This is a genomic window from Streptomyces sp. NPDC034084, assembly GCF_055575535.1.
Genome location: NZ_JBVISK010000002.1, coordinates 176,290 through 200,152, shown reverse-complemented (window position 1 = coordinate 200,152; position 23,863 = coordinate 176,290). Strand labels below are relative to the sequence as shown.

At 72.0% G+C, this 23,863-nt stretch carries 23 protein-coding genes; 15 read left to right on the top strand and 8 right to left on the bottom strand.

Features of this window, described 5'->3' with window-relative positions; all coding sequences use genetic code 11:
- Nucleotides 1–161 precede the first annotated feature (161 nt).
- On the top strand, nt 162–1,967 hold the full coding sequence (locus ACZ51I_RS06415) for an ATP-binding SpoIIE family protein phosphatase (RefSeq protein WP_468871938.1): 1,806 nt from the start codon (nt 162–164) through the stop codon (nt 1,965–1,967).
- Between the two features lie 45 nt (nt 1,968–2,012).
- On the opposite strand, the gene ACZ51I_RS06410 is transcribed toward ACZ51I_RS06415, so the two are convergent.
- Nucleotides 2,013–2,333, bottom strand: coding sequence for a YkvA family protein (locus tag ACZ51I_RS06410; RefSeq protein WP_468871937.1), 321 nt, complete (start codon nt 2,331–2,333; stop codon nt 2,013–2,015).
- Nucleotides 2,334–2,486: 153 nt separating this feature from the next.
- Here ACZ51I_RS06410 and ACZ51I_RS06405 point away from each other — a divergent pair, with 153 nt between their 5' ends.
- The 5 genes from ACZ51I_RS06405 (at nt 2,487) to ACZ51I_RS06385 (ending at nt 6,604) form a co-directional block, all read left to right on the top strand.
- Nucleotides 2,487–3,119, top strand: a complete 633-nt coding sequence (locus ACZ51I_RS06405; RefSeq protein ID WP_468871935.1) for a hypothetical protein — start codon at nt 2,487–2,489, stop codon at nt 3,117–3,119.
- A gap of 293 nt (nt 3,120–3,412) precedes the next feature.
- Nucleotides 3,413–3,748 (top strand): hypothetical protein, encoded by a 336-nt coding sequence (locus ACZ51I_RS06400; RefSeq protein ID WP_468871934.1) that lies wholly within the window; start codon nt 3,413–3,415, stop codon nt 3,746–3,748.
- Between the two features lie 146 nt (nt 3,749–3,894).
- Nucleotides 3,895–4,608: a DUF4230 domain-containing protein gene (locus ACZ51I_RS06395; RefSeq protein ID WP_468871932.1), complete on the top strand. Its 714-nt coding sequence runs from the start codon at nt 3,895–3,897 to the stop codon at nt 4,606–4,608.
- Nucleotides 4,609–4,629: 21 nt separating this feature from the next.
- Nucleotides 4,630–5,199: a VanZ family protein gene (locus ACZ51I_RS06390; protein ID WP_468871931.1), complete on the top strand. Its 570-nt coding sequence runs from the start codon at nt 4,630–4,632 to the stop codon at nt 5,197–5,199.
- A 145-nt stretch (nt 5,200–5,344) separates the two neighbouring features.
- A complete protein-coding gene (locus ACZ51I_RS06385) occupies nt 5,345–6,604 on the top strand; it encodes a PP2C family protein-serine/threonine phosphatase (RefSeq protein WP_468871929.1) in 1,260 nt (419 codons plus the stop codon).
- On the opposite strand, the gene ACZ51I_RS06380 is transcribed toward ACZ51I_RS06385, so the two are convergent.
- Entirely contained in the window at nt 6,591–7,223 is a 633-nt protein-coding gene (locus ACZ51I_RS06380; protein WP_468871928.1) for a type III effector protein, read from the bottom strand. The genes ACZ51I_RS06385 and ACZ51I_RS06380 overlap by 14 nt on opposite strands.
- Nucleotides 7,224–7,348: 125 nt before the next feature.
- Between ACZ51I_RS06380 and ACZ51I_RS06375 the strand changes: the two genes are divergently transcribed.
- The 3 genes from ACZ51I_RS06375 (at nt 7,349) to ACZ51I_RS06365 (ending at nt 8,769) form a co-directional block, all read left to right on the top strand.
- Nucleotides 7,349–7,780, top strand: a complete 432-nt coding sequence (locus ACZ51I_RS06375; protein WP_468871926.1) for an Hsp20/alpha crystallin family protein — start codon at nt 7,349–7,351, stop codon at nt 7,778–7,780.
- 110 nt (nt 7,781–7,890) lie between these two features.
- The gene (locus ACZ51I_RS06370) at nt 7,891–8,286 is read left to right on the top strand and encodes a DUF2267 domain-containing protein (RefSeq protein ID WP_468871925.1); all 396 of its coding nucleotides are present in this window, start codon (nt 7,891–7,893) and stop codon (nt 8,284–8,286) included.
- Between the two features lie 48 nt (nt 8,287–8,334).
- The gene (locus tag ACZ51I_RS06365; protein WP_468871923.1) at nt 8,335–8,769 is read left to right on the top strand and encodes a DUF2267 domain-containing protein; all 435 of its coding nucleotides are present in this window, start codon (nt 8,335–8,337) and stop codon (nt 8,767–8,769) included.
- Between the two features lie 156 nt (nt 8,770–8,925).
- On the opposite strand, the gene ACZ51I_RS06360 is transcribed toward ACZ51I_RS06365, so the two are convergent.
- Together ACZ51I_RS06360 and ACZ51I_RS06355 are read right to left on the bottom strand one after the other, a co-directional pair.
- Nucleotides 8,926–9,870, bottom strand: a complete 945-nt coding sequence (locus ACZ51I_RS06360; protein WP_468871922.1) for an aldo/keto reductase — start codon at nt 9,868–9,870, stop codon at nt 8,926–8,928.
- A 34-nt stretch (nt 9,871–9,904) separates the two neighbouring features.
- The gene (locus tag ACZ51I_RS06355; protein WP_468871920.1) at nt 9,905–10,210 is read right to left on the bottom strand and encodes a GMC oxidoreductase; all 306 of its coding nucleotides are present in this window, start codon (nt 10,208–10,210) and stop codon (nt 9,905–9,907) included.
- A gap of 36 nt (nt 10,211–10,246) precedes the next feature.
- Here ACZ51I_RS06355 and ACZ51I_RS06350 point away from each other — a divergent pair, with 36 nt between their 5' ends.
- The 6 genes from ACZ51I_RS06350 to mmsB all read left to right on the top strand — a co-directional run bounded on the left by ACZ51I_RS06350 (nt 10,247) and on the right by mmsB (nt 17,406).
- A complete protein-coding gene (locus tag ACZ51I_RS06350; protein WP_468871919.1) occupies nt 10,247–11,410 on the top strand; it encodes a mandelate racemase/muconate lactonizing enzyme family protein in 1,164 nt (387 codons plus the stop codon).
- Entirely contained in the window at nt 11,407–12,414 is a 1,008-nt protein-coding gene (locus ACZ51I_RS06345) for a zinc-dependent alcohol dehydrogenase (protein WP_468871917.1), read from the top strand. The genes ACZ51I_RS06350 and ACZ51I_RS06345 overlap by 4 nt, the downstream gene beginning before the upstream one ends.
- A gap of 104 nt (nt 12,415–12,518) precedes the next feature.
- Nucleotides 12,519–13,502 carry a hypothetical protein gene (locus tag ACZ51I_RS06340; RefSeq protein WP_468871915.1) on the top strand — a complete coding sequence of 328 codons (984 nt, stop codon included), beginning with the start codon at nt 12,519–12,521 and terminating at the stop codon, nt 13,500–13,502.
- Between the two features lie 5 nt (nt 13,503–13,507).
- Nucleotides 13,508–14,617, top strand: a complete 1,110-nt coding sequence (gene chvE / locus ACZ51I_RS06335; protein ID WP_468871914.1) for a multiple monosaccharide ABC transporter substrate-binding protein — start codon at nt 13,508–13,510, stop codon at nt 14,615–14,617.
- A 16-nt stretch (nt 14,618–14,633) separates the two neighbouring features.
- Nucleotides 14,634–16,196, top strand: coding sequence for a multiple monosaccharide ABC transporter ATP-binding protein (mmsA, locus tag ACZ51I_RS06330; RefSeq protein ID WP_468871912.1), 1,563 nt, complete (start codon nt 14,634–14,636; stop codon nt 16,194–16,196).
- The gene (gene mmsB / locus ACZ51I_RS06325) at nt 16,186–17,406 is read left to right on the top strand and encodes a multiple monosaccharide ABC transporter permease (protein ID WP_468871911.1); all 1,221 of its coding nucleotides are present in this window, start codon (nt 16,186–16,188) and stop codon (nt 17,404–17,406) included. Before mmsA ends, mmsB begins: the two co-directional genes overlap by 11 nt.
- A 60-nt stretch (nt 17,407–17,466) precedes the next feature.
- Here the strand turns inward: mmsB and ACZ51I_RS06320 are convergent, their stop codons facing one another.
- The 4 genes from ACZ51I_RS06320 to ACZ51I_RS06305 form a co-directional block, all read right to left on the bottom strand.
- Nucleotides 17,467–19,629: a glycoside hydrolase family 9 protein gene (locus ACZ51I_RS06320; RefSeq protein ID WP_468871910.1), complete on the bottom strand. Its 2,163-nt coding sequence runs from the start codon at nt 19,627–19,629 to the stop codon at nt 17,467–17,469.
- Nucleotides 19,630–19,708: 79 nt separating this feature from the next.
- Nucleotides 19,709–22,087 carry a beta-xylosidase/alpha-l-arabinosidase gene (locus ACZ51I_RS06315; protein WP_468873784.1) on the bottom strand — a complete coding sequence of 793 codons (2,379 nt, stop codon included), beginning with the start codon at nt 22,085–22,087 and terminating at the stop codon, nt 19,709–19,711.
- Nucleotides 22,088–22,095: 8 nt separating this feature from the next.
- A complete protein-coding gene (locus tag ACZ51I_RS06310) occupies nt 22,096–22,914 on the bottom strand; it encodes a carbohydrate ABC transporter permease (RefSeq protein WP_468871909.1) in 819 nt (272 codons plus the stop codon).
- The gene (locus ACZ51I_RS06305; protein WP_468871907.1) at nt 22,914–23,861 is read right to left on the bottom strand and encodes a carbohydrate ABC transporter permease; all 948 of its coding nucleotides are present in this window, start codon (nt 23,859–23,861) and stop codon (nt 22,914–22,916) included. The genes ACZ51I_RS06310 and ACZ51I_RS06305 overlap by 1 nt, the downstream gene beginning before the upstream one ends.
- Nucleotides 23,862–23,863 lie beyond the last annotated feature (2 nt).

Below are 23,863 nucleotides of genomic sequence, written 5' to 3'. Positions count from 1 at the left end.
CGCCGGCGTCCCGACGCCCGCCCTCCGTGTCGTTCCGGTCGTCCGGCGGTCCTGAGCGACCCGATCGGCTGGGAAGAGACGCCTGCCGCGAGCCAATCGGCCGGGAAGAGGTGCATGCTGGGCATCAGCAGCGGTCGAGTTCCTGTCTGGAGGCCGAAAGAGTGAACGGTGGCAAGGGGAGACGACGCCTGGTCGGCCGGGCATCGGCCGGCAGGGGCGTCGCGGCGCACCGCTCGGCGGGTGCCCGCAGGCGGCTCGGCAGGACCGGCGGCAGACCCCTCGACCGGCTCACCACCCGTGACGGGCTCGCCTGGCTGAATTCCGCCGGTTCCCGGATCGGCACCACCCTCGACCTGGAGCGCACGGCGCAGGAACTGGCCGAGTTCACCGTGCCCGACTTCGCCGACGGTGCCGCCGTCGACATCCTGGAGAGCGTCCTGCGCGGCGACGAGGGCCTGCGCTGGACCGGGAAGGGCCTCCCGCTCATGCGGGCCACCGCGCTGTGTGCCGTGGACGAGCTGTCCTCCCTGGAGCCCACCCCGGTCGGCGAGACCTCGGCCCGCACCGAGGAGGCGCACGAGACGCTGCTCCACCGCTACTGTCTGCGGCAGGGCCTGCCGGTGCTGGTGAGCCGTATGAGGGACGACGACTTCGCCGAGGTCGCGCCGACGGACAGCGCCGCGGCGAAGATGCGGGCGGCCGGAGTGCACAGCTATCTCGCGGTGCCGCTCATCGCCCGCGGGCTGCTGCTCGGCAGCGTGGACTTCGTCCGCGGCCCCGGAGCACCCCCGTTCTCCACCACCGACCTCGCCCTGGCGGAACAGCTGGCCTCCCAGGCCGCCGTCTACATCGACAACGCCCGCCTGTACGGACGTGAGCGCGAGCACGTCGTCTCCCTGCAGCGCACTCTGCTGCCCCGCGTGACCCCGGTGACGCCCGGGCTGAGCGTGCAGGCCGAGTACGCGCCCTCGACGGGCCACCACGCAGTGGGCGGCGACTGGTACGACGTCATGGCCCTGCCCGGCGGCCGTACGGCCCTCATGGTCGGCGACGTCATGGGCCACGGGCTGCCCGCCGCCGCCACCATGGGGCGACTGCGGACGGTGGCCCGCACCCTGATGACCCTGGACATGGCTCCGGAGCGCGTCCTGGCGCGACTCGACCTCGCCACGCGGGACCTGGAGGACGAGCAGGTCGCCACCTTCCTCTGCGCCGTCTTCGACCCCGCCCACTCCACGTACACGCTGGCCAGCGCCGGGCACCTGCCACCGCTGCTCCTCGACGGACAGGGCTCCGCCGAGTTCGTGGACGTACCCATCGGCGCGCCGCTCGGCGCGGGAGTCATTCCGTACGATCCGGTCAAGCTGAAAGTCCCGGCCGGCGCCCACCTCGTCATGTACACGGACGGTCTGGTGAAGTCGCGCCAGGAGGACCTGGACCACCAGCTGGACGGTCTGCGCGTGGCGGCGCGCGGCCTGGCGCCCGCCGCTCTCGAAGGCGGCGGACTGATCGACTGCGCGCCCGCCGGCGCCGCCCGCTTCGACGAGGCCGTGCTCCTCGTCGCCACCACCGCGCCGGCCGCCTCCGACGGCCCTGCGGACCTGCGCGAGTGGCAGTTGCCCCGGGAAGGGCGCGCGGCGTCCGTCGCCCGGGGTCTGGTCACGGACCAGCTCGCCGCGTGGGACCTGACGGAGCTCGCCGACGTCTTCGAACTCGTCGTCTCGGAACTCGTGGGCAACGCCCTGCGCTACGGCAACGGACCCGGCACGCTCCGGCTGCTGCGCGGCGAGCGCCTCGTCGTGGAGGTCTCGGACACGGGCCCCGACCTCCCGCAGATCCAGCACGCCGAACTCAGCGACGAGGGCGGCCGGGGCCTGCAGCTCATCAACATGCTGTGCCGCCGATGGGGCTCCTGCCGCACGGTGACCGGCAAGGTGGTCTGGGCGGAACAGAACCTGCCGTCCTGAGGACGGCAGGAGCCCGTCTGCGGATCACCCGGGTGGCGGCACCCTTCACCGGACGGCCGGGCGGTCCTCCGTGCCCTTGGGCACCCCTCCGGCGTCCGCACCGGCTCTCGCCGCCGCCGTGTGCAGCGCCCGCAGGGCGACCAGGAGCAAGCCGATGTCGTCCAGGTAGACCGGGTCCGGGATCAGGTCGACCGGCGAGACCGTGTAGACCACCGCCGCCCAGAACAGGGCCTTGGACCGCAGGGGAACGCCCGCGTCCAGCAGCAGTCGGCGCGCCCTGAAGACCCGTACGAGGAGGACGGCCGCGACTCCCGCTCCGGCGAGCAGGAGGAGCACGGCCACGACGATCCAGAAGGTGCTGTCCATACCGCTCTCCTACCCCGTGACGCCGGGGCCGCGCCGACGGTCCCGGAACGCGTCGGGTTTGACCGGGCGAGAACCGGCAAGCCGAAACGACAGGCGCCCAGCAAACAGTGACGAACAGCCAGCCAGGAGTCATCACCGTCCAGGAAGGCAGTCATGTCGACCCTGACCACAGTCCTCATCATCGTGGCGGCGGTCGTCGCGCTACTGGTGGTGGCGGGTGTCGTGCTCCGGGCCCGCACGGGCACGGACAGCGGCACACGCTCCCTCGAACGGCGCTTCGGCCCCGAGTACCACCGCACCCTCGAACGGCACGGCGGCGACAGCGAATCCGCCCAGCGGGACCTGCGCGAGCGGGTCGAGCGGTATGGAGCGATCCATCCTCTGCCGCTGGAGCCGGCGGTCCGCGAGCACTACACCGCTCAGTGGACCATGCTCCAGGAACGCTTCGTCGACGCGCCCCGGCAGGCCGTCACCGACGCCGACGAGCTCCTGACGCGGATCGCCGCGACCCGCGGTTTCCCGGAGCCCGACCGGCGCGAGGAACAGCTCGCCGCTCTGTCGGTGCACCACCCGCACCATGTGGAGGGCCTGCGCACGATACGCCGTGCGGCGCGCTCCGCATCCGCCTCCACCGAGCAGCTGCGGGAGGCGCTGGTCCACGCACGTGATCTGTTCGAGGATCTGACGCGGGCCGGGACACGGGCCGGCACGGCGCCCGCACACACACGCCCGGGGTCCGGGCGACACCGGGCACATCTCCTCAAGCCGAAGGGAAGTGGCGCGTAATGGCAGGCGAGAACAGGGACCGGGGGACCGCCGGCGGGCCGTCCAGGGGACGCGGGGGAGGCCGCGCGGCCGTACCCGCCCAGCGAGCCGGGCATCCCGCGCCCCCGCCTCCCGCGCCGCCGGTCCCTCCGCCGCCGCCCCCGCCCCCGGCGGTTCCGCTCTCGCAGGCGCCCCAGTCCGCCGTCCCCTCCGACGACCCCGGTGCCACGGGCCGGAGCGACGGGAGTCGCACGAACGCTCCCGCCGCGACCCCCGCCGCGCCGCGCGGAGGGGACACGACGGAGGCCGGCGGTGTGGCCGGCCCCACGTCCGGCACGGGACAGGCGCCCGCGGCCGGCGGGCCGGCCGGACCGCTGCTCGACGACGTCGAACGCGACCGTCTCGGACAGCGCCTGCACCACGCGCTCGCCCGGTTCGTCGACTCGCCCCACGACTCGGTCGCCGAGGCGGCGGACATCCTCGCGGCGGCGGAGCAGCAGCTCATCGCCTCCCTCAGGGACCGCCGCTCCGCGTTGCGGGCGGGCTGGCAGGAGAACGGCGATCCGCAGGGGCCGGGCCCCGACACCGAGCAGCTCCGGCTCACCCTGCGGACCTACCGTGAAGTGACGGAACGCCTGCTCCGCGCGTGACCCCGTCCCCGCGGGTACGGCGCACTCCGACCGGCAGGAGCCCCCTGGACCTTCCAGGGGGCTCCTGCCGTTCCTGGGGCGCGCGAACTCACCTCAGAAATAAGCTCGTTGGGAATGACAACCCGCCTGCGGGGCACCAGCAACACATGCGAGAAGACGCAGAAGACAAGCCTCCGCACAGAACGCCCACGCACTCGGCACCGAGACGCGGACGGTCCCCGCGCGGGTGGCGCACCGCCGCCGTCGTGCTCGTGGTCCTCTCCCTGCTCCTCTCCCTCCTGTTCCTTCTGGGACGGTTCCTCCACGTGCCGGGACTCGACGACGTCTTCGGCGTCGACACGCGGGACCGCTCCGGTCCGGCGGTGCTGAAGTCCATCCAGGACATGCACCGCTACGAGGGCGCCGTCGGCAACTACCAGGTCGTGGTCGACCTGGAGAAGGACGCCCGGCTGCTGCCCGACTCGATCCGCGGAACCCGCACCCTCTTCGTCGCGAGCGGCAGCGTGGCCGCGTACGTCGACTTCGGCGGCATCGGCGAGGGCAGCGTGACCGTCGACGAGAAGCGCACCACCGCCACCGTGCGTCTGCCGCACGCCCGCCTCGCCGAGCCGGTCGTGGACCCCAAGCGCTCCTACACCGTCTCCAAGCAGCGAGGCCTGCTCGACCGGCTCGGCGACCTGTTCTCCGACAACCCGGCCGACGAGCGCGCCGTCCACGTCCTCGCCGCCGACCGCATCGGCGACGCCGCCGAGGAGAGCGACCTGACTCGGCGCGCCGAGAAGAACACCGCGTCGATGCTCCAAGGCCTGCTCCGCGCCCTCGGCTTCGCGCAGGTCACCGTCACGTACTCGTCGTCCTGACCAACCATGGAGTGGGGGGCCATGTCATCACGTACCGTATGGCGCCGCGTCACGACGCGGCGGCCGAAGATCCAGCAGCCGGCCGAGGGGGAGGAGACGACGGCCACGAGGGCGGGACCGGGGCGCTGGGTCCGCGTCGTCGTCACCATCCTCGCGCTGGCGGCGATGGTCGCCTTCGGAGTCGTCCTCGCCCGGCTGACCCTCCAGCCGTCGCCGGCCTCGGAGGCCCTCACCCACGACAACGTCCGGCCCGGGGACTCGATCCGCGCCTACCTGGGGCAGCCCGCCTTCCGGGACACCGTCAAGCAACTCGGCGGCAATGTGCTTCTGGGCGTGCCGTTCGGCCTGCTGCTGCCGATCGTGTCCCCCCGGACCCGTGGATTCGTACGGGTCACCCTGCTGACGGCGGCGACCATGCTCCTGGTCGAACTGGTGCAGGGCGCCCTGATCACGGGGCGCGCCTTCGACATCGACGACGTGCTGCTCAACACCGCGGGCGCGCTGCTCGGCTACGCACTGGTGGGCCGCCGCATGGGCCGGGCGGTGCATCCGCGCCGCCGGCGCCACTGGTGGCAGCGGAGCCGAACCTGACGCTCTCCCGCTCGGGAGGGAATCCGGCACCGGGAGGTGAGCGAGCGCGGCCGGCTCGTGGGGCTGCGATCACCGGAGGGTCGCCGTACCCTGAGAGCCACTGCCGCCGCCCCGAGTGACGCCGGAGGAGAGCCGCGGAGGTCGTGTGTCGACGTACGAGGATGTCCTGGCCGATCTGCTGGCCAGCTCCCACCTGCTGTCCGGGCGGGAGCTCGCGGGTCTCGTCCACGACGCCGGCCGGCGGATGGGGCTCCAGGGGACGGCCATGTACGTGGCGGACCTCCAGCAGATCCGGCTCGTCGCCCTGCCCCAGCCCGGTGCCGCGCGGCAGGAGATGCTCGACGTGGACACGTCGCTGGCGGGCCTCGCCTACCGTACGCAGCAGGTGCAGCGGTCGAGGGACGGCAGCACCGCCTGGCTGCCGATGATCGACGGCATCGAGCGTCTCGGCGTCCTCATGGTGACGGCGTCCTCGCTGGACGCCCCGCTGCTCCGCCGCAGCGAGGCGCTCGCCGGTGTGGCGGCCCTGCTCGTGGTCTCGAAGTCGTCCCACAGCGATCTGCTGGTCGAGGCCGAGCGCATGCGGGCGATGACCGTGCAGGCCGAACTCCTGTGGGCCTTCCTGCCGCCGCGGACCATCGGGACGGCGGACGTGACCTCCTCGGCGGTCCTCGAGCCCGCGTACGACATCGGCGGCGACACCTTCGACCACACCCTGGACGACCGCGGCCTGCACCTGACCGTCATCGACTCCATGGGCCACGACCTCGCGTCGGGCGGGGCAAGCGCCGCCGGGCTCGCCGCCTGCCGCGCCACCCGCCGCTCCGGCGGCTCGCTGACCGACATCGTCACCTCGATCGACCGGATCCTCGACGAGTGGTTCACCGACCGGCTGATGACCGCCGTCGTCGCCCACCTCGACACCGCCGACGGACGGCTGACCTGGATCAACTGCGGCCACCCGCCGCCGCTGCTCATCCGGCAGGGGAAGGTGCTGCCGCAGGCGCTGGCCCGGGAGCCCGACCTGCCGCTCGGGTGGGGATTCCTCAAGGAGTCGCCGCCCACCGAGCACTCCCAGCGTCTCCAGCCCGGTGACCGGATCCTCCTCTACAGCGACGGCGTCACCGAGGCCCGCTCACCCGACGGCGGTCTGTACGGCGAGCAACGGCTGGCCGACACCGTCATCCGGGCCACCGCGGCGGGTGATCCCGCCCCCGAGGCCCTCCGGCGCCTGGTCCAGGGCCTGCGGCAGCACCAGGACCACAAGCTGCGCGACGACGCCACCATCCTGCTCACCGAGTGGCACCCGGGCGGCCGGGGCACGCATGCGCGCGGCCGGACCACGACGCCCGCTGCGGACACCACCGACCCTCCGGTCGGGCCCGGTGGGTTCAGGGAGGCGTGAGGTCGTCGAGCTGGGCCGCCAGATCCGGGTGGCTGCTCGCCAGGTGGGGGCGGGTGGCGTTGAGGGGCCGGATGAGCTCCGCCGGGTCGCTGTGGGCGAGGGCCGCGTGGAGCTCGCTGAGCGGGAGGCTCGCCGCCGTGGGCAGGTCGGTGAGGGCGGTGATCCGGCCGGCGAGGCTGCGCAGGTCCGCCGCGTTGCGGCGGGCCCAGCCGGCGGTGGTGCGTTCGGCGGCGCGGCGCTCGCGGGTGGCCTGGACGCGCTGTTCGCCGGTGGTCCCGGCGGGACCGGGCCGGTTGCGCAGATAGCGGCGTTCGGCGGCCTGGCGGCTCGCCACGCCGAGGGGGTGGGCGAGGTCGGCCCAGCTCGCGCCCGCGTGGCGGGCGGTCTCGATCAGGCCGGTCTCCCAGCCGGCGAGCTGCTCGCGTACCTGCCGCAGCAGCAGAAGGGAGGCCAGGGCCTGATCCGAGCCCACGTCGTGGGCATCGTCGGCGCCGGGGTCCGTGTGCCGGGCGGTCCGCAGGGCTTCTTCTATGGCGTGCAGGGCTGCCGAGGCGGCCAGGAACGACGCCGGGCTCAGTGCGTCGGCGCCGGACGGTGCCGGTCGGTCGGCCGGGGTCATGGGCATCTCCCTCGGTCGTCATCCTTTGGATGACACCAGGCTTGTCATCCATTGGATGACATGTTACAACGGTTTCCGTGAGGCGCATTGGCAGCAACTGCCCGAACCTTCTGGAGGTGTTTCCGATGTTGATGCGCACTGACCCCTTCCGTGAGCTGGACCGGCTGGCGCAGCAGATGATGAGTCCGGGGACCTGGACGCGACCGTCGCCGATGCCGATGGACGCGTACCGCGAGGGCGACGAGTACGTGGTGGCCTTCGATATGCCCGGCGTCGATTCGGACGCGATCGACATCGACGTCGAACGGAACATGCTGACCGTCAAGGCCGAACGCCGGCCCGTGACGAAGGCCGACGACGTCCAGATGGAGCTCTCGGAACGACCGCTGGGAGTCTTCTCGCGCCAGATCGTGCTGGCCGACTCCCTGGACACCGAGCGCATCCAGGCCGACTACGACGCGGGCGTGCTCACCCTGCGCATCCCGATCGCCGAACGCGCCAAGCCGCGCAAGATCGCCATCGGCGTCCGCTCCGGACGCAAGGAGATCTCCGGCTGAGCCGGAGACGGACAAGGGCTGAACAGCGGCTGAGGACGGGCATCGATCTCCCCCTCGCCCGTCCTCCGCGCCCCGTGGACCCCGTGGACCGATGAAGGGTGGCGGCCGACGTGACCGTGCGACGGGAAGCGTTTCTCGAACAGGTGAAGGAACGCGGCAAGTACGACACCTGGCAGGAGGCCGAGCGCGCGGCCCGCGTGGTGCTCGCCCTGCTGGGCGCACATCTGGTGGGCGAGGTACGGGCCCGGCTGGCCGCGCGGCTGCCGGAGGGCTACGCCCTGATCCTGCTCAACCCGCTGCAGAGCGCCGAGCCGCTCTCGCCCGAGCGGTTCGTACGGGCGACGGCGGCCTGGATCGAGGGCGCGACCGAACGGACCGCGGCCTGGGACGTCAGCGCCGCCCTCTCCACGGTCGCCGACGTCGCCGGAGACGACCTCCTCCAGGAGATCCTGCTCCAGCTGCCCGCCGGCTACGACCTCCTCTTCGGCCGCCCCCAGCCCACCTGACCCCCCGACCATCACGACCCTGGTGACAGAAAGGCAACCACCGCAGTGATGTCCGACCAGAGCGCGCCGCTCCGGCAGCCCTACAGCAGGGCGTACGAGCAGATGCTGGAAAAGGTCCGCTACGACGGCGCCTACCCCGACCGCGACAGGGCCGAGGAAGCCGTCCGCCTCGTCCTCGCGGGCCTGGGACGCCGGCTGACCGGCGACGAACGGGTGGAACTGGCCGCCCGCCTGCCCGTCGAAGCCGCACGGATCCTCACCGCCCAGATCCCCGACCCCAAGCCGCTGGGGGGCTGGGCCTTCGTCAAGGATCTCGCCGCCCGCACCGGCGCCTCCCTGGCCACCACTCGCTGGGACACCGGCTCGGTGTTCTCCGCCGTCACGGCCTACGCCGGCCCCGAGCTGCTGGACCGCATCCTCCAGCAGCTCCCCCCGGGCTACGCCCTGCTGTTCGGCCGCGCCGAGCTCGCCGTCGCCGCGTAGCCGCCGCCGCGCGAGCCGGCAGCGCGAGACGCTCCGAGCCGCCGACCTCACGGACGGGGGCGCGGAGACTCACGGCCCCCTCGCGTCCGGCGGCGCGTGAACAGCGGCGCCAGGAACTCGGCGCCGGCCACCACTCCCCACCGGGGTGCGCACGTCTTACGGGAGCGGCGCGCCCCGCGCGGCCGTCCACAGCTCGTACCACTCCTCGTGACCGAGGCCGGGCGGCCGTCCCACCGCGTCGCGGCAGGCGCGGATCCGCTCCGGTCGGGAAGTGCCGACGACCGGGACGATCCCGGCCGGATGACGCTGGAGCCACCACAGCACCACGGTCTCCGGGGTGGTCCCCTTCGCCTCGGCGAGCCTGGCCACGAGCGCGGCCGCCGGACCGGCCTCCGGGTCGGAGAAGCGCCCGCCCGCTAGCGCACCCCAGGCCTGGAGCTCGATGCCCCGCTCGCCGCAGTACTCCACCGTGCCCGAGGGGAAGCCGACCCCGGCGCCGGCCGGGGTGTTGACGAGCACTCCCTCCTCCACCCAGTCCCTGCGGTGCAGGCTCATCTCCAGCTGGTCGACCGTCAGCGGCACGTCGAGGAAGGACTGCAGACGCGCGATCTGGGCGGCGTTCATGTTGGACACACCGAAGCGGCGCACCAGACCCTGACGGTGCAGGGAGGCGAGCGCCTCCGCGAGCTCCTCCGGGTCGGCCAGCGGGTCGGGCCGGTGCAGCAGCAGGACGTCGACCGCGTCCGTCCGCAGGCGGGCGAGGCTCTCCTCCACCCGGCGCAGCACACTCGGGCCGCGCAGGTCGTACAGACCCGGCCGGCCGCCCTCCGGGAGCCGGATGCCGACCTTGGTCTGGAGCGTGATCCGGTCACGCAGCCCCGGCGCCCGGGACAGCACCTCACCGAACACGGCCTCGGACTTTCCGTACCGGTAGATGTCCGCGTGGTCGAACGCGGTGATGCCGGCGTCCAGCGCCGCCTCGACCGCGGCTTCGGCGTGGGCGACGTCGGCGGCCCGGTGAGGCAGGGTGTCCCAGTCACCGCCCAGCCCCATGCAGCCGTACACCAGACGTCCGCCGCGGGCGGCGGGACTCTCCGTCATGCTTGTCGATCCTCCGAGGTCGCTACGGGGCGGGTCATGAGGCCGCCGGGGCGGCCGCCGGCATGTCGGCGGCGCCCAGGACGGGCAGTTGCGTGTGGGCGGCGGGAACCGTCGGCAGTACGGACGCGTCCGCCACCCGCGGGTTCGCGCCACCGTACACGCGGCCCTCCCCGTCGACCACGGCGTGCGGATCGTCGGCGGGTCTCGCGCGGGTTCCCACCGGATGCCGGTACCGACCGCGCCGGCCTGCAGCGCGTCGTCCCCCGCTGCCCGGCAGCCGCACACCTCTTGACGCCCCTCCCGAGCCCTCCCTACTGTCACGCCAGCATTTCGAATGCATGACGAAATCTCGAACAATCGGCAAGGGGCAACCGCTGTGCGGATCACGGGAATCAGCACGCACGTCGTCGGAACACCGTGGCGCAACCTGACCTATGTGCAGGTCCACACCGACGAGGGACTCACCGGGGTCGGCGAGACCCGGATGCTGGGGCACACCGACGCGCTTCTCGGCTATCTGCGCGAGGCCGAGGTCAACCACGTCCGCGGCTCGGACCCGTTCGCCGTCGAGGACCTCGTACGGCGCATGAAGTACGGGGACTACGGCCGGGCCGGAGAGATCGTGATGTCCGGCATCGCGGTCGTGGAGATGGCCTGCTGGGACATCAAGGGCAAGGCGCTCGGTGTCCCCGTCTGGCAGCTGCTCGGCGGGAAGGTGACCGACCGGGTGAAGGCCTACGCGAACGGGTGGTACACGACCGAACGCACCCCGGAGGCCTACCACAAGGCCGCCCGGGACGTGGTCGAACGCGGCTACCGGGCGCTGAAGATCGACCCCTTCGGAAACGGCCACTACGAGCTCGACCACGAGCGGAGCCGGTACGCGGTCTCCCTCGTCGAGGCGGTGCGGGACGCCATCGGCCCCGACACCGAACTGATGCTGGAGATGCACGGCCGCTTCTCGCCCGCCACGGCGGTGCGCCTGGCCCACGACCTCGCGCCGTTCCGGCCGGCCTGGCTGGAGGAGCCGGTGCCGCCGGAGAACCTCAAGGCCCTGAAGAAGGTGGCCGACAAGGTGGACATGCCGATCGCCACCGGTGAGCGGATCCACGACCGCATCGAGTTCCGCGAGCTGTTCGAGAACCAGGCCGTGGACATCCTCCAGCCGGACGTGGGCCACATCGGCGGCATCTGGGAGACCCGCAAGCTGGCTGCCACCGCCGAGACCCACTACATGATGGTCGCCCCTCACAACGTCGGCGGCCCCGTCCTCACCGCGGCCTCCCTGCAGGTGGGCTTCACCACCCCCAATTTCAAGATCCTGGAACACTTCAACGACTTCGCGGACGCCGAGATCAAGAAGGTGGTGAAGGGCGCCCCGCAGGTGGACCCGGAGACGGGCTGCTTCCACCTCTCGGACGCGCCCGGCCTCGGCGTCGAGCTGGACGTGGACGCGGCGGCGGAGTTCCCGCAGCAGCAGGCCCGGTTCGACCTGTGGGCCGAGGGCTGGGAGCGGCGCAGGCCGCAGGGGTCCCGGTGAGCGGCGAGGCCCTCGTCGTCGACGAACCGGGCGCGTTCCGGCTCGTCCCCCACGCGCCGCGCGAGCCGGGACCGGGCGAGGCGCTGGTGGCCGTCCACGCGGTCGGCGTGTGCGGCAGCGACCGCGAGGTCTACCAGGGCAAGCGGCCCGAGGGGTACGTCCGTTACCCGCTCGTCCCCGGCCACGAGTGGTCCGGGACCGTCGAGCGGGTCGGCGCCGGCGTGCCCGGGACACTGGCCGGCCGCAAGGTGGTCGGGGAGGGCTTCCGGAACTGCCAGGTCTGCGAGCGGTGCCACGCGGGCGAGACGACCCTGTGCACCGCCGGGTACGAGGAGACCGGCTTCACCCGGCCCGGCGCCATGGCCCCCACCCTCACCCTCCCGGCCCGGCTGCTGCACGTCCTGCCGGACGACGCCGACCTCACCGCGGCCGCCCTCCTGGAACCCGCGGCCTGCGTGGCGGCGGCGGCGCTCGAAGCGGCCGCCCGGCCGGGGGAGCGGGTCGGGGTGGTCGGCACGGGCACCCTCGGCCTGTTCGCGGTGCGGTTCCTCGCCGCGGCCTCCCCGGCGCGGCTGCTCGTCGTGGGCGCCGGGGCCGAACGGGAGGGACTCGCCCGTCACCTGGGCGCCACCGACTTCCGTACCCGCGACCAGGACCTCCCGGACGACCTCGACGTGGTGATCGAAGCCGCCGGCTCCGCCGACGCCGCCCGCACCGCCGCCCGCCTGCTGCGGCGCGGCGGACGCCTGGTCCTGACCGGGATCCCGGCCCCCGGGGCCGAGGGGCTCGACCCCACCGGCCTGGTCGTGCGTCAGCTGACCGTGCACACCGTCTTCGGCGCCCCGCCGGCCGCCTGGGCGCACGCCACGCGCCTGTTCGCGGCCGGGTTGCTCGACCCCCTGCCCCTGATCACCCACGAGCTGCCCCTGTCCGAGTTCGGCCAGGCCATGGAACTCGTGGGCGCCGGTGACCCGAAGGTCGGCAAGGTGCTGCTGCGCCCCTAGGCCATGTCCGGAAGCCCCGCCTGGCTCGCGACGCCCGGCACGTGCGAAGGCCCGTACCCCCGACTTCGAACAATGTCCGATATATCGAACGCGAAGGACAGTCCGTGACCGATGTTCCCTCCCCGACCTCCCGGCGCCCCGCCGAGCAGGCGCTCGCCGCCCTCGGCCTGGCGGCGCCCGCGCCGGCCCCCGCCGACGCCTCACCGCACACCTTCCCCGGCGGCGGCCGCTGGCGCACCGAGATCCCGTCCTGCGAAGGGCCCGAGGCGCTGGCCGTCGTCCTGGCGGAGGCCGAGCGGCTCGACGTGCCGGTGCACCGGATCAGCCAGGGCAGCGGCGTGTGGATGCTGACCGACGCCGAGATCACCGAGATGGTCGCCGCCACCTCCGAACGCGGCATCGAGCTCTGCCTGTTCACGGGCCCGCGCGGCACCTGGGACATCGGCGCCTCCGTGCGCACCGACTCGCGAGGAGCGGGACCCCGCGCGCGGGGCCACGAAGCCGTCGCCGGGTGCGTCGAGGACGCCGTCCGGGCCACCGAACTGGGCGTGAAGTGCCTGCTCGTCGCCGACGAGGGCGTGTTGTGGACGCTGCACAGGGCACGCCTCCAGGGCATCATCCCGACCGACACCACCCTCAAGGTCTCCGCGCTGATCGGACCGGTCAACCCCGCCGCGTACGCGGTGTACGAACGGCTCGGCGCCGACTCGATCAACGTGCCCAGCGACCTGACACCAGATCACCTCACCGGTATCCGGCGCGTGTCCGCCGCGCCCATGGACATGTACATCGAGGCCCCCGACGACCTCGGCGGCTATGTGCGGATGTACGAGCTCGCCGAGCTGATCCGGCGCGGCGCACCGCTCTACCTGAAGTTCGGCCTGTCCAAGGCGCCCGGGATCTACCCGTACGGCGCCCATCTGCGGACCCTCGCCCTGGACACCGCCCGGGAGCGGGTGCGGCGCGGCCGCCTCGCCCTGGACCTGCTCGCCCGGCACGGCGCGGACGGCGCGATGGCGCCGCTCGGCTCCCGGCTGCCGGGGCTCCTGAATCGATTCGATCTCAACGACGAGAAGAACGAGGACTGATGACCATGCGCAACCGCAGAGCCGTCGTGACCGGCGCCCTGGCCGTGACCGCCTCCCTCGCGCTCGCCGCCTGCGGGCAGAACGCCGAGGGTGGCGGCAAGGATGCCTCGGGCGGCGCCGAGGGCGCCACCATCGGCATCGCCATGCCGACCCAGTCCTCCGAGCGGTGGATCGCCGACGGCAGGAACGTCGTGAAGAACCTGGAGGCGAAGGGGTACAAGACCAAGCTGGTCTTCGGCGAGGACGACCCCGACCAGCAGGTCGCCCAGATCGAGAACCTCATCACGCAGGGCGTGAAGGCCCTGGTGATCGCCGCGATCGACAACAAGTCCCTCAACAACGTGCTCCAGCAGGCCGCCGACGCCCACATCCCGGTCATCGCCTACGACCGGCTCATCCTCGGCTCGAAGAACGTCGACTACTACGCCTCCTTCGACAACGAGAAGGTCGGCGAACTCCAGGCCACGTACATAGTGGAGAAGCTCGGTTTGAAGGACGGGTCGAAGAAGGGCCCGTTCCACATAGAGCTGTTCGCCGGCTCCAACGACGACAACAACACCAAGTACTTCTTCAACGGCGCCATGAGCGTCCTCAACCCGTACGTGGAGAAGAAGCAGCTGGTGGTCGGATCGGGCCAGACGGCCCTCAACCAGGTCACCACCCTGCGGTGGGACGGCGGCACCGCGCAGAAGCGGATGGACGACATCCTCACCTCCGCGTACAAGACCGAGCGGGTCGACGCCGTGCTCTCGCCCTACGACGGCATCTCCATCGGCATCCTCTCCGCGCTCAAGTCCGACGACTACGGCTCCAAGTCCAAGCCGCTGCCGGTGGTCACCGGCCAGGACGCCGAGCTGGCCTCGGTGAAGTCGATCATCGCGAACGAGCAGACCCAGACCGTGTACAAGGACACCCGGGAGCTCGCGAAGGTCTCGGCGAACATGGTGGACGCGGTGCTGCACGACAAGAAGCCCGAGGTCAACGACGACAAGACCTACGACAACGGCAGCAAGGTCGTCCCCGCCTATCTGCTCCAGCCGGTGAGCGTGGACCGGACCAACTACGAGCGGGTGCTCGTCGGCAGCGGTTACTACACCGCCGCGGACCTGAAGTAACCGGGAGGAGGCGACCATGACAGGACCCGTCCTGGAGATGCGTTCCATCGGCAAGACCTTCCCCGGAGTCCGGGCGCTCTCGGACGTCACCCTGACCGTCCGCCGGGGCGAGGTCCACGCCCTGTGCGGGGAGAACGGCGCCGGCAAGTCGACCCTGATGAAGGTCCTCTCCGGCGTCCACCCGCACGGGGGTTACGAGGGGGAGATCCTCTTCGAGGGGGCCGCCTGCCGCTTCCGGGACATCCGGGCGAGCGAGCGGCGCGGCATCGTGATCATCCACCAGGAACTGGCGCTCGTGCCCTACCTGTCCATCGCCGAGAACATCTTCCTCGGCAACGAACGGGCGGCGCGCGGGATCGTCAGCTGGAACGAGACGCTGAGGGAGGCGGCCCGGCTGATGCGCCGGGTCGGCCTCGACGAGCACCCGCAGACCCGCGTCGCGGACATCGGCGTCGGCAAGCAGCAACTCGTGGAGATCGCCAAGGCGCTGTCCAAGGAGGTGAAGCTGCTCGTCCTGGACGAGCCGACCGCCGCGCTCAACGACGAGGACAGCGCCCAACTGCTGGATTTGATCCTGGAGTTGAAACAGCAGGGGATCACCTCGATCATCATCTCGCACAAGCTGGGCGAGATCCGGCGGGTCGCGGACAGGGTGACGATCCTGCGCGACGGCCGGACCATCGAGACCCTCGACGTGACGGACCCGGCCACCACCGAGGACCGGATCATCAGCGGCATGATCGGCCGGGACCTCGACCACCGCTTCCCCGACCGCACCCCGTACGAGGGCGAACCGGGCACCGCCCCGGCCCTGGAGATCCGTGACTGGACCGTGCTCCACCCGGTCGACCGGCAGCGCAAGGTCGTCGACGGGGTCTCGCTCCAGGTCCGGCGCGGCGAGATCGTGGGCATCGCGGGCCTCATGGGCGCGGGCCGCACCGAGCTCGCGATGAGCGTCTTCGGCCGCTCGTACGGGCGGCACGGGGGCGGCACCGTCCTCAAGGACGGCGCGGTGATCCGTACCCGTACCGTCCCGGAGGCGGTCGCCCACGGCATCGCGTACGTCACCGAGGACCGCAAGCACTACGGCCTGAACCTCATCGACACCATCGGGCGGAACATCTCGCTCAGCGCTCTCGGCAGGGTCGCCCGGCGGGGCGTCGTCGACGCCCACGAGGAGCGCCGGGTCGCCGAGGGGTTCCGCACCTCCATGAACATCAAGGCGCCCACCGTCTTCGAGCCGGTGGGCCGGCTGTCCGGCGGCAACCAGCAGAAGGTCGTCCTCAGCAAGTGGATCTTCGCCGGGCCGGACGTACTGATCCTGGACGAGCCGACCAGGGGCATCGACGTCGGCGCCAAGTACGAGATCTACACGGTGATCGACCGACTGGCCGCCGAGGGCAAGGCGGTGATCGTCATCTCCTCCGAACTGCCCGAACTGCTCGGCATGTGCGACCGGATCTACACCATGGCCGCGGGCCGGCTCACCGGCGAGGTGCCCCGCTCCGAGGCGACGCAGGACGTGCTGATGCGCCATATGACCAGGGAAGACACGAGGGAGAACGACGATGAGCGCTGAGGTCACGGCCAAGACGCCGGTGTCCCGCCCCACCGGGGGCACCACCCGCCCCCTGCTCGACGGCATGCGCCGGAACATGCGCCAGTACGGCATGCTGATCGCCCTCGGCGTCATCGTGGCGCTGTTCGCGGTGTGGACCGGCGGCGACCTGCTGCTGCCGCGCAACGTGTCCAACCTGGTGCTGCAGAACAGCTACATCCTGATCCTCGCCATCGGCATGATGATCGTCATCGTGGCCGGGCACATCGACCTCTCGGTCGGCTCGATCACCGCCTTCGTCGGCGGAGTGGCGGCCGTCCTCATGGTCCAGCACGACCTGCCCTGGCCGGTCGCGGTGCTGCTGTGCCTGGCCATCGGCGCCGTCGCGGGAGCCGCCCAGGGACTCCTCATCGCCTACGCCGGGATGCCGTCGTTCATCGTGACGCTCGCCGGGATGCTGGTCTTCCGGGGACTGACCGAGGTCTTCCTCAAGGGACAGACCCTCGGTCCGTTCCCCGAAAGCCTGCAGAAGCTCGCCAACGGCTTCCTGCCCGAGGTCGGCCCCAGCACCAACTACCACAACCTGACCCTGGTGCTCGGGCTCGTGCTGATCGCCGTGGTGATCCGCCAGGAGGTCCGCGACCGCCGCCGGCAGAGCACGTACGCGCTGGAGGTACTGCCGGCCGGTCTCTTCGCGGTGAAGCTCGCCGCGCTGACCGCCTCGGTCCTGATCTTCACGATGCTGCTCGCCAGCTACAAGGGCGCGCCGGTGGTGCTGCTGATCCTGGCGGCGCTCCTGGTCGGCTTCGGCTACCTGATGCGCAACGCGGTCATCGGCCGCCATGTGTACGCCATCGGCGGCAATCTGCCGGCGGCGAAGCTGTCCGGCGTCCGGGACAAGAAGGTCACCTTCCTGGTCTTCCTCAACATGGGCATGCTGGCGGCGCTCGCCGGCATGGTCTTCGCGGCCCGCTTCAACGCGGCCTCCCCGAAGGCCGGGCTCAACTTCGAACTGGAGGCCATCGCCGCCTCGTTCATCGGGGGCGCCTCGATGAGCGGCGGCGTCGGCACGGTGCTCGGCGCGATCATCGGCGGCCTGGTGCTCGGCGTCCTGAACAACGGCATGAACCTCGTCGGCATCGGCACCGACTGGCAGCAGGTCATCAAGGGTCTCGTGCTCCTGGCCGCGGTCGGCTTCGACGTCTGGAACAAGCGACGGGTCGGCGCTTAGGCGACGAAGACGGCCTCCTGACGGACACCGCGTCCGTCAGGAGGCCGTTCAATCTGCCGGTCAGGCGCAGGCGCTGCCGTTGAGCGCGAAGGCCTGCGGGGAGGGGTTGGTCCCGCTGTGGGCGCCCTGGACTCCGAAGCTCACGGACGCACCGGGGGCGATCGCCCGGTTCCAGCCGGCGTCGCGGGCGACGACGGCGGTGCCGCTCTGGGTGACGGTCGCGTTCCAGGCGGACGTCACGCGCTGGCCGCCCGGGTAGGCCCAGGTCAGCCGCCATCCGTCCACGGCCGCCGGGGCGCTGTTCCTGACCGTGACGGTCGCCGTGAAGCCGGTGCTCCAGACGTTGTCGACCTTGTACGTCACGGCGCAGGCCGCGGCGGGCGGTTCGCCGCCCGCGGAGGACCGTTCGGCGGCGTAAGCGGACAGCCAGGCCAGCGGGGCGTTCCAGTTGATCGCCACCTCATTGGTCGAGTACGAGCCGATGTCGTCGATGTAGCAGGCGGCGGGGGCGCAGCCGGCCAGCTTCTCCGCCGCCACCGGGTCCTGGAGCGCGCTGTCGGGCCCGCCCGCGAGCGACCCCGCCGGAGGGTGGGGCAGCGAGGCGTCGTACTGGTGGGCCCAGAAACGGTGGTGCTGGTTCTGCGAGGACGTCTCACCGTGGCCGGTCACGTAGGACTGGCCGAGGGCGTTGCGGCCCAGGAGGTAGTCCAGCGCCTCCAGCGCGCCCGCGCGGTAGCGTCCGTCGCCCGTCAGCTCCCCGGCGACGGCCATGACGACCGCGTCGTCGGCGACCTCGCCGTTCGAGCCCCAGAAGTACCCGTCCGCCGGGACCGGCACGGCATAGCCCTGCGCGGCCATCCTGGACAGATAGCCGTCGGCCGCCGCGGTCACCGAGGCGCGGACACGGGCCACGTCGGTGGCGGGCAGCCCGTTGGGGACCGTGGCCAGGGTGAGCCGGCCGAGCGCGGCCGTGTCCGCCCAGCCGAAGCCGTACGGCGTGAAGGCGTCGGCGGAGGTGTGCCAGGGCGAGGCGGTGACCGCGTCCCGGTAGACGTTCTCGCCGGTCGTCGCGTACAGCTCGGCGGCCGCCCAGTAGAACTCGTCGGTGACCCGCGTGTCGCCGTAGGCCCCGCCGCCCGTGCTGTCCGAGTCCGGGGCGTACAGCGCCGGGTTCGCCTGCGCCGCCGTCCAGGCCCGTCGGGCCGCCGACAGACAGCGGTCGGCGTAGGCGGAGTCGTACGGACGGAAGACCCGGGCGCACTGCGCGGCGGCCGCCGCGAGGTTGAGGGTCGCCGCCGTGGACGGGCGGTGGAGCTCGCGGGGCTGGGGGTCCTGCTCGGGGCGCAGGGGCATGCCGGTCCAGGCCGCGTCGTGCACCTTGTGGAACGCCATGCCCGCGTACGGCCTGTCGGCGGGCACCTGCATCCGCATCAGGAAGTCGAGCTCCCAGCGCGCCTCGTCGAGGACGTCCGGCGTTCCGTTGCCGCGCTCGGGGACGCGCAGGGTCGAGTCGCCGAGGGCCGCGTCCTTCCCCGCCCGCTTGGCCCGCTCGAAGGAGTTGACGACCAACCAGGTGGAGATGCCGCCGTTGACCACGTACTTGCCGTGGTCGCCGGCGTCGTACCAGCCGCCTCTGACGTCCTGGGTGTAGTCGCAGACCCCGGCCTGGCAGGGGACGGAGGTGTCGCCCTTGTTCGGCGCGATGCCGAGGTGGCCGGCCGGGCGGGCGTAGGCGGAGCCGACGAGGGAGGCGTCGATGGCGATGCCGCTGCGCTGGTGGTGGAAGAAGGCCATCGAGTCGGCGCGCAGCGCGTCGTAGAGATCCGGGCGGATGTCGAAGGGCACGCTGCTGCTGCCGTCCACCGCCAGGACGTAGCCCTGGCCCGTCTCCCGGTACGAGGAGAAGTCGGCCACCTGGAGGGACTGGCCCGAGGGGGCGTCGGCGCCGCGCGGGACGGTCGCGCCCGAGGCCACCACCGTCCCGGACGCGCTCCGCAGCTGCCAGGTGAGCGACTGGGCCGCCGTGGTGACGACGGTGGCGCGCTTGGGGCCGTCCGGCAGATAGCCGACCTGGTTGACGCGCACCGCGCCGGTCGCCGCCGTGGTGGCGGTGGAGCCCGCGGCGGCGGGTGCGGTCATGACACCGCCGAGGAGGAGGGCGCCCGTCAGCAGGGCGGCGGAGATCCGTAAGGGGCGGCGTGACGTCGGGGTGGGGTGGGACATGAGCGACTCCTGTGGGTCGTGATGGGTGATCCGTGCGGTTGGTCTGTCGGTTCCGACCGGTGCCACGGCCGGAACCCGGTCAGTGGGGCGTCCCCGGGTGGATCTCGAAGTCGGGGTGCAGGTGCCGGCGGTGGTCCACCCGTCGCACCGGGCCGGTCAGGGTCACCCGGGCGGTCAGCCGTGGCTCCGTGCTGGAGGCGCTCAGCCGCAGCTCCAGTTCGCCCGGTTCCACGATGCGCGTGCCCGTCCTGCCGGTGAACGACGCGAGGTCCGCAGGGACCTCGGCGTGGATCCGCCGACTCTCGCCGGGAACCAGGTCGAGACGTACGTACCCGATGAGTCTCCGCACGGGCTGGACCACGGTGGCCACGGGATCGTGCAGATAGAGCTGTACGAGTTCGGTGCCGGCGCGCTCGCCGGTGTTCGCCACGGTGAAGGCGAGCCGCACGGCGCCGTCCGTGGGAACCTCGGTCTCCTGGACGGTCAGCTCGCTCCATTCGAAGGTGGTGTAGGTGAGGCCGTGTCCGAAACCGAACGCCGGCGTCGGGTCGATGCTGGAGACCTCGCTGCCGTGGCCCAGACGGGAGGCGAGGTAGGTGGACGGCTGGGCGCCGGGGTGGCGGGGCACGCTGACGGGCAGCCGTCCGCTCGGGGCGGTCCGTCCGCTGAGGACGGAGGCGACGGCGGAGGTTCCGGCCTCGCCGGGGAAGAAGGCCTGCACGATGGCCGCGGACTCGTCGACCGCCCGGCCGAGCGCGTAGGGACGGCCGGCCAGCAGGGTCGTCACGACCGGTGTGCCGGTGTCGAGGAGGGCGTCGAGCAGTTGCTGCTGCGCTCCCGGCAGGACGAGGGACTCGGCGTCGCAGCCCTCGCCGCTGGTGCCCCGCCCGAAGAGCCCGGCACGGTCGCCGAGGGCGGCCACCACGACGTCGGCGCGGCGGGCGAGCCGGAGGGCCTCCGCGAACCCCTCGGTGCCGTGGTCGTCGACGCCGGTTCCGCGCGCCACGAGGACCTCGGCGCCCGGGAACTCGGCCACGAGTGCCTCGCGCAGGGTGGGCAGGTCGATGCCGAGGGGAGTGTCGGGGTGCTGTCCGCCGACGTGGACGGGGAAGGAGTAACAGCCGAGGACGGCCGTGGGGGCCTCGGAGTTGGGTCCGATCAGGGCGATCCGGCGGGGAGCACGCGGGTCGAGCGGCAGGGTGCCGTCGTTGCGGAGCAGGACGACGGCCCGCTCGGCGATGCGGCCGGCCAGTCTCCGGTTGGCGGCCGTATCCAGGTCGACCGAGCCCCGGAGAGCGTCGGGGCCGGCCGTGGTGTCGGCGTCGCGGAGTGCCGGGGGGACGGGGCTCCAGCCGGGGTCGAGCAGACCGAGCCGGGTCTTCTGCAGGAGGACCCGCCGGACGGCCCGGTCGACGAGCCCTTCGGACACGTGTCCCTGCCCGACTTCCTCCAGGAGGGGGGCGCCGAAGGTCTTCACGGTGGGCAGTTCGACGTCGACGCCGGCGGCGAGGGCCGCCCCGGCCGCCTCGCCGAACGTGCCGGCGACCCCGTGCAGGCTCTTCAGGAACGCGATGCCGAAGTAGTCGGCCACGACGGTGCCGGTGAAGCCCCAGGTGTCCCGGAGGAGCCCGGTGAGCAGCCGGTCGTCGGCGGCGGAGGGGACGCCGTCGGTGTCGGTGTAGGCGTGCATCACCGAACGGACCCCGCTCTCCCTGACCGCCATCTCGAACGGGGGCAGGATGACGTCGGCGAGTTCCCTGGGGCCCATGCCGACCGGGGCGAGGTTGCGGCCCGCCCGGGAGGCGGAGTAGCCGGCGAAGTGCTTGAGGGTGGCGACGACGCCGGCGGACTCCAGCCCCTGGACGTAGGCGGTGGCGATCGTCCCGACGAGGTACGGGTCCTCGCCGATGGTCTCCTCGACGCGGCCCCAGCGGGCGTCGCGGACGACGTCGAGGACGGGGGCGAGCCCTTGGTGCACGCCGACCGCGCGCATGTCACGGCCGATGGCGGCGGCCATCTCCCGTACGAGCGTGGGGTCGAAGGTGGCTCCCCACGAGAGGGGGACGGGATACGCGGTGGCGCCCCAGGCGGCGAAGCCGGCGAGGCACTCCTCGTGGGCGACGGCCGGGATGCCGAAGCGGTTCGCGGCGGTGATCCGCGCCTGCGTCCGCATCAGGGAGAGGGCGCCGAGCGCCGGGTCGACGGGGACGGTGCCGAACGGCCGGGTGAGCTGGCCGAGACCGTCGGGCAGCAGGTCGTCGAGGTCGACCGGCTCCTCCATGTCGTGCTGGTGCGGGGCGACCTCGGCGCCCTCGTCGGACGCCCCCACCCACACGCCGAAGAGCTGGGCGACCTTCTCCTTCAGGGTCATCTCGCCGATCAGCGCGTCGACGCGGGCTTCCGCGCTCAGCGCGGGATCGCGCCAGGCGCGGTACGGGACGTGAGGCTCGGTGGCCAGGTGGTCGGTCACTTTCCTCCCACTCCCATCAGACCCTGGACCAGGGCGCGACGGGCGAACAGGTAGACGAGCAGGATCGGGAGCATGGACAGGACGACGGCCGCGAGAAGGCCGGGGATGTCGACCCCGTGCTCCGTCTGGAAGTCGTAGAGCCCCATGGTGATCACCTTGTTCTCCGAGGACTGGGTGAGGACGAGCGGGAACAGGAAGCCGTTCCAGGCCTGGAGCGAGGAGAACACCACCAGGGTGGACAGACCGCTCTTCGACAGGGGCAGCACCAGCTGGAAGAAGATCCTCACTGTTGAGGCCCCGTCGACGGTCATGGCCTCGTACAGCTCTGGCGTGATGTCCCGCATGACGCCGGAGACGATCAGGACGCAGACGGGCATGGTGAAGGCCGCGGTCGGCAGGATGACGCCGAGGAGGTTGTCGTACAGGCCGGCCTCGTTGATCAGGTAGAACATCGGGACGATGACGGCCTGGGACGGAATGGCCAGGCCGAGCAGGAAGAGCCGGAAGACCCGCCCGGTGGCCCTGCCGTCGCTTCTCACGATGGCGTACGCCAGGGGCGGCACGAGCAGCAGGACGATGCCGACCACACAGACGGTCACGACGACCGTGTTGAGGAAGTACCGCGCGAAGCCGTCGTTCAGGTCGTTCACGTAGTTGTCGAGCGTGAAGTGCTCGGGGAAGGCCAGGGGGCCGTTCCGCGCGTACTCCGTCCGGGACTGGAAGGTGGCGATCAGCATCACGTACAGCGGAAGGCCGACCACGAGCAGCCAGATCGACGAGCCGAAGCCGGCCGCGTAGTTGGGGCGTCCCCTCATCACACGCCCTCCATGGTGCTGCGCATCCTGTCGTAGCCGGTCAGACGCACCAGGACCAGCGAGACGAGCGTGGCGACGAGGACGAGGAGCAGGGCCGTCGCGGAGGCCGTACCGAAGTCGAAGCCCTTGAAGGCCTTTTGGTACATGTAGTAGGCGGTGTTCGTCGTGTCGGTGCCCGGTCCGCCCTGGGTGAGGATCAGGACGGTGTCGAAGGTCGTGAGTCCGCCGACGACCATCAGGATCATCGAGGTCACGATGGTGTTGCGCAGCTGCGGCAGGGTGATGTGGAAGAAGCGGCGGAACCGGCCGGCACCGTCGATCTGGGCGGCCTGGTAGAGCACGTCGGGGACGGCTCGGGCCGCGCCCTGGTAGATCAGGGTGTGCAGGGGGGTGAACTGCCAGGTGCCGACGAAGACGAGGACACCGAGGGCGCCCGTCTGCGTGCCGAACAGGTTGCCGTCGCCGAAGAGCCACTTCGCCTGGGAGGGGACACCGAAGTTGGGGTCGAGGACGGCGCGCCACAGGACGGAGACGGCGGTGACGGAGAGCAGGAGGGGGACGAAGTAGACGGCGGAGAGGACGGCCCTGTTGCGCTGGTGCCCGGCGGCCCACACGCCGAGGAGGATGCTGATCGGCGTCTGGACGACGACGCCGAGGACGGTGAGAAGCAGGCTCAGCCAGAGGCTCTTCACCATCACGGGGTCGTCGAGCAGCCGGCCCCAGTTGTCCAGGCCGGTGAACTCCGGGGAGCCGAGGCCGTTCCAGCGGGTGAAGGAGAGCACCGCGACGAGGGCGAGCGGTACGAGGGCGAACAGGCCGAAGAAGACGGCGGCGGGCGCTGCCCAGGCGATGCCCGGACGGCCCACACCGGTGGCGTGGCGGCCGGACCGCGCGCGGCGGCCGGTCTTCTCGGCGCTGTCCACGGCGGGAGCTGTGGCGGTGGTCATGT

What these genes read in the sequence shown, in the direction of transcription:
- ACZ51I_RS06375 (WP_468871926.1), top strand. Translation starts at nt 7,349, where the DNA reads ATGTTGATGCGCACTGACCCCTTCCGTGAGCTGGACCGGCTGGCGCAG.
- mmsB (WP_468871911.1), top strand. Translation starts at nt 16,186, where the DNA reads ATGAGCGCTGAGGTCACGGCCAAGACGCCGGTGTCCCGCCCCACCGGG.
- ACZ51I_RS06360 (WP_468871922.1), bottom strand. Translation starts at nt 9,870, where the DNA reads ATGACGGAGAGTCCCGCCGCCCGCGGCGGACGTCTGGTGTACGGCTGC.
- ACZ51I_RS06405 (WP_468871935.1), top strand. Translation starts at nt 2,487, where the DNA reads ATGTCGACCCTGACCACAGTCCTCATCATCGTGGCGGCGGTCGTCGCG.
- ACZ51I_RS06320 (WP_468871910.1), bottom strand. Translation starts at nt 19,629, where the DNA reads ATGTCCCACCCCACCCCGACGTCACGCCGCCCCTTACGGATCTCCGCC.
- ACZ51I_RS06305 (WP_468871907.1), bottom strand. Translation starts at nt 23,861, where the DNA reads ATGACCACCGCCACAGCTCCCGCCGTGGACAGCGCCGAGAAGACCGGC.
- ACZ51I_RS06410 (WP_468871937.1), bottom strand. Translation starts at nt 2,333, where the DNA reads ATGGACAGCACCTTCTGGATCGTCGTGGCCGTGCTCCTCCTGCTCGCC.
- ACZ51I_RS06390 (WP_468871931.1), top strand. Translation starts at nt 4,630, where the DNA reads ATGTCATCACGTACCGTATGGCGCCGCGTCACGACGCGGCGGCCGAAG.
- ACZ51I_RS06365 (WP_468871923.1), top strand. Translation starts at nt 8,335, where the DNA reads ATGTCCGACCAGAGCGCGCCGCTCCGGCAGCCCTACAGCAGGGCGTAC.
- ACZ51I_RS06395 (WP_468871932.1), top strand. Translation starts at nt 3,895, where the DNA reads ATGCGAGAAGACGCAGAAGACAAGCCTCCGCACAGAACGCCCACGCAC.
- ACZ51I_RS06380 (WP_468871928.1), bottom strand. Translation starts at nt 7,223, where the DNA reads ATGACCCCGGCCGACCGACCGGCACCGTCCGGCGCCGACGCACTGAGC.
- ACZ51I_RS06355 (WP_468871920.1), bottom strand. Translation starts at nt 10,210, where the DNA reads ATGCATTCGAAATGCTGGCGTGACAGTAGGGAGGGCTCGGGAGGGGCG.
- chvE (WP_468871914.1), top strand. Translation starts at nt 13,508, where the DNA reads ATGCGCAACCGCAGAGCCGTCGTGACCGGCGCCCTGGCCGTGACCGCC.
- ACZ51I_RS06310 (WP_468871909.1), bottom strand. Translation starts at nt 22,914, where the DNA reads ATGAGGGGACGCCCCAACTACGCGGCCGGCTTCGGCTCGTCGATCTGG.
- mmsA (WP_468871912.1), top strand. Translation starts at nt 14,634, where the DNA reads ATGACAGGACCCGTCCTGGAGATGCGTTCCATCGGCAAGACCTTCCCC.